General features: G+C 73.0%; 2 protein-coding genes and 1 pseudogene. 1 reads left to right on the top strand and 2 read right to left on the bottom strand.

Annotated elements, in window-relative coordinates; all coding sequences use genetic code 11:
* Together CCN72_RS27925 and CCN72_RS27920 are read right to left on the bottom strand one after the other, a co-directional pair.
* A pseudogene (locus CCN72_RS27925) lies at positions 1-1,285 on the bottom strand (ATP-binding protein); the annotation flags it as partial.
* A gap of 67 nt (positions 1,286-1,352) precedes the next feature.
* A complete protein-coding gene (locus tag CCN72_RS27920) occupies positions 1,353-2,801 on the bottom strand; it encodes a lipase/acyltransferase domain-containing protein (protein ID WP_158101425.1) in 1,449 nt (482 codons plus the stop codon).
* Positions 2,802-3,193: 392 nt separating this feature from the next.
* Here CCN72_RS27920 and CCN72_RS27915 point away from each other — a divergent pair.
* On the top strand, positions 3,194-3,927 hold a 734-nt coding region (locus CCN72_RS27915; RefSeq protein ID WP_244174498.1), incomplete at its 3' end, for a GAF domain-containing protein.

Here is a 3,927-nt window from a genome sequence, read left to right as displayed (position 1 = left end):
CGTCGGCGACCACGAGGATCCGCTCGGCCGACTCCGGGGAATCCGCTCCCCACTCCCCTCCGGGCACCCGGCTCACCGCCATCCCTTCGAGCCGGTCGCGGACCTCCGCCACGGTGCTCCCGGTCAGCCGCAGCACGGCCCCGACCCGGGCCCCCGACTCCCGCAGTCGCCGTAGCGCCTGTCCGAGGAACGCGGACTTGCCGACGCCGGGCGCCCCGGGCACGATCAGCACCCGCTCGCGCTCCCGGCCCCGCCCCGGTCCGGGCCCGGCGCCCCACCGCACCACCTCGGCCAACTCGCCCTCCCGCCCGGCGAAATGCGGTACGACCTCCAGGTACCCGGCGCGCTCCCGCTCCTGCGGCGACTCGACCGCCCGGGCCCCGGCCGCGGGCCCGGGCTCGGCGTCGAACTCCTGCTGCCTGCGCCGCTGTTCGGCCACCGTGGTGACCCCGGGCAACGGCACCCGGTCCCGCACCAGCAGCTTCAGCTCGGCGCAGGACTCCCCGCCGAACTCGCAGTAGTGGCCCGCCTGCTTGAAGAACCGGCGCAGCTCATGGAGTTCGAAGACGTCATGGCTGGTGAGCGCGTCCAGATAGTCCTCCAGCGTCTCCCGGAACGTCCCCAGGTACGCCTGCGCCGCGTCCTTCCCCGTCGCGATCAGCAGAATGGAGTAGGGGGCGTCGTCCATCGCGGCCGACCGGTCGAACCGCTCACGCACCACCTTCGCGAAGTCCGACGACTTGCACGCCTCGATCACCACCATCGCCCAATGCCCGTCCGTCGCACGGCGGTTGCCCCACTCGGCGTAGAGATGGTGGGCGAACAGATCGGGGGTGAGCTGTGCGTAGTCCCCGCGCTCCGCCGAGCCGGGCACGAGCAGGGCCGGACCCATGGTGCCCCGCCGGCCGTGCCCCAGCCAGACCAGGGCCGAGGGCCGTTCCTTCGGGTGGCGCCCGCCCGGTTCGCCGTACTCCCCCGACCAACGCGCGAGTTCGTCGTCGGCCGCGCCGAGGGAGTCCACGGTGCCGGGTTCGACGCAGGACCGTACCGCCGGCTGTCCCCCGATCCGCCGCAGTACGTCCAGCACGGCGGCCGCCTCCGCCGCGGTGTCCGCCTTCGGATACCCGGCGACATGCCCGACCGGCACCATCTGCGCGTCGAACGCCTCCGCCACCGTGCCGTCCCGGACCTGCGCGCCCTGTCGCGGCACGACGGGCGACGCGGGCGACGCCTGCGACCCGGGCGAGCCCGGCGGCGCGGGCCCGACGGTCCCGGTGCCGGTCACGGCTCTGGTCCCGTCCCCCACGACCGTCGGCTCACGCCCCACCGACACCAGTTCCGCCGCCATGGCGTCAGCCGTCGTGCACCATGTCGAGGACCGGGACGAGGCGCCGCTTCGGCTCTTCGCCGCCGGTCACCTCCACCTCGTACATCCCCGGCCGGCCGGGCATGCACGAGGCCGCCAGCACGCCGGGGCGGCCCGGTGCCGGGCGCAGGGCGGGGGTCAGCAGCTCGTCCAGGCCGTTGACCCCGCGCACCCGGCACTCCAGGTCGGCGCCGCGGGCGACCCCGTCGACCTCGATGGCGAAGGGCTCACCCAGGGCGGACCACTCCGGCGCGCGCAGCTCGTACCGCGCCTCGTCCCCGAGCATGGCGCCCCGCTCCTCCGGGTGCCGCAGCCCGTGCATCAGACCGGAGGCCATGTCGAGGACACTGCGGGTACGGATGAGGTCGCCGTGCTCGTGATAGAAGTGCACCGGCCGTGCGGTGCCCGGCAGTTGGGCCGCGTACTGGTACACCGTGCCGTCCCCGGTACGCGGATCGCGCTGGGGCCGGCCCTCGGCGTCCGGGAGCAGCCGCCCGTCGTTGTAGCGCTTGAAGAGGTACCGGTCGAACAGCGCGACGCCGTCGGCGAGCCGGTAACTGGTCCAGGTGCTCTGGCCCATGCCGACGACGGTCACATGCTCGGGCAGCGTGGTCTCCGCCCGGCTGGTGCGCCAGTCCACGGCCGCCTTCGCCAGCTCGCGCCGCCCGCCGAGCGCCACAATGTCCTCGACACCCGGCACCCGCATGTCGCCGTCCACCTCATGGGCCCGGTAGCTCGGCAGCAGGTCGTACAGCCCCGGCATGGTCGCGGCGACCTGGCGCAGGATCCCCGGTGGCACGGGGAGCGGCAGACCCTTGCCGGCGTTGAGCATCAGCACGGCCTTCACCGAGCCGTTGAAGGGGGTGCCGACGGTCATCACCACGCGGATGTCGTCACGCAGGGTGCAGTCCAGGTGCAGGGCCTCGCGGGTGAGCAGGCCGCCCATGGAGTGGGCCACGAAGACCAGCCGGGCGGGTCCCGCCCCGGGGTCGGCCTCCAGGTACTTCCGGTGCGCGGGGTGGGCGCGCCAGGCGTCCAGGTGGCGGCGGGCCGCGGCGGCGAGGAGGGCGCCGTTGTGCTCGACGGACAGCCGCCAGTCGTAGGGGAAGGAGAGCAGGGCGGCGGGGTCCACCACGCTGCGCCGCATCTCCGCGACCATCGCGGTGTAAGGGTGGGCGGAGCCGAACCCCGGCAGCGGTTCGAAGCTCTCCAGGAGCCCGGTCACCTCGACGCGTCCGGTGCGGCCCGCACGTTCGTCCTCGGTCACCGCGAGCTGCCGCAGCCGCTCGGTGTGGGCCCGCGCGGTGTAGGCGAGGAGCTTTCCGACCCCCCATAACTTCCGGCCGGTCCCGGCCTCCCTGAGTTCGCTGCCCATGATGCCTGGCACGATCACCACGGCGTCGTGCAGCCTTCGTCCCGGATTGCTTCTGCGCATGAGCTTCGCCTCGAACGCTCTGACGGCCCACATCCCCTGGGGCCGAAGTCATGGACGGAATCCAAGAGGCTAGCACAGCGAAACACGCTCCGTGACTGCCTCAACTGACCTGTTTGACCTGGGAGTTACCCCTTCCGCTTGGGTCGTATCCAGCCGCGCCCGAGAGCCGGGGAGACCGGTCCGGGACGGCCGCCGAGCACATGTTTCGAGGTCCGCCCGCGTGTCGGGGCCCCGGGCGAGCGGCGGGACGGCGCACACTGCCCTATTTTTTGACAGATGACCGAAAGGCCAGTTTCGCCGTGCCCCGCCGCAGCCCCTGATGACTCAGGGTCACCCCAAGCGGGCGCAATGTACCGCTCCGGGACCGGACGACCCGCCGCGGGGAGCACCTGATGGCCGGGCCCGAGAACGGGGCGTCGCCCAGGCAGCCGGAAGACTCCGATCTGCATGTCCGCCTGCGGACCGAGCTGGGCCGCATGGACGAGCAGATGCGCAGCCTGCTGGACGCCATGGACCGGCTCCAGGGGCTGCTGGACGCGGTGGTCGCCATCACCCGCGAGAACGAGCTGCCCTCGGTCCTCTACCGCATCGTGACCACCGCCATGGACCTGGTGGGCGCCCGCTACGGAGCCCTCGGTGTGCTCGCCCCCTCCGGCGACGAGCTGGAGCAGTTCATCACCGCCGGCCTCACCGAGGAGGAACGGGCCGCCCTCGCGGGAACCGACTTCCCCCACGGCCGGGGCGTCCTCGGCCAGCTGATCCACCACCCCGAGCCGCTGCGGGTCGACGACATCGCCGCCCATCCGTCCTCCGTGGGCTTCCCGCCCAACCATCCGTACATGGGCACCCTGCTCGGCGTCGCCATCAGCGTCCGCGGCGAGATCTACGGCGACCTCTATCTCTCCGAGCGCCAGGACGGAGAGCTCTTCGACGCCGACGACGAGAGCGTGGTCATCGCCCTGGCCGGCGCCGCCGGCATCGCCATCGAGAACGTCCGCCTCTTCGAACGGGTCCGCGAGGGCGCCGAGCAGTTCCAGCGCCTGCTCCTGCCCACCCTGCCCGATCTGCGCCCCTTCACCGCCGCCGCGGTCTACCGGCCCGCCGCCGAGCCCAGCCAGCTCGGCGG

The sequence above is a fragment of the Streptomyces murinus genome (assembly GCF_002154555.1).
Taxonomy (GTDB): domain Bacteria; phylum Actinomycetota; class Actinomycetes; order Streptomycetales; family Streptomycetaceae; genus Streptomyces; species Streptomyces murinus.
Note: the sequence above shows the minus strand (reverse complement) of the source record. Positions and strands in the feature narration are given on the sequence as shown.

Excerpts from the sequence above, each read along its gene's own strand:
- CCN72_RS27920 (WP_158101425.1), bottom strand. The coding sequence starts at position 2,801 with ATGCGCAGAAGCAATCCGGGACGAAGGCTGCACGACGCCGTGGTGATC.